We start from the raw sequence: 257 nt of genomic DNA on the forward strand, positions 1-257 counted from the left end.
TCCTCGACGATCTGGCGGCCGACGACGCGATCTTCACCGCCGACACCGGAATGTGCAACGTGTGGACGGCGCGCTATCTCAATCCGAACGGATCGAGACGCTTCATCTCCTCGGCGCTACACGGATCCATGTCCAATGCGCTCCCACATGCGATGGGTGCGGCATGGTCGAGTTCGGGGCGTCAGTTCATCTCGGTGTCGGGCGACGGTGGATTGTCGATGCTGCTCGGTGAGTTGGTCACCGTCGCGATGTACAAG

Annotated in this window: 1 protein-coding gene; it reads left to right on the forward strand. The window is 61.5% G+C overall.

From position 1 onward, the window contains the following. On the forward strand, nt 1-257 hold a 257-nt coding region (locus AC2ETI_RS32790), incomplete at both ends, for a thiamine pyrophosphate-dependent enzyme (RefSeq protein WP_483635072.1).

Source organism: Rhodococcus sp. MurmanLake-1 (genome assembly GCF_056945715.1).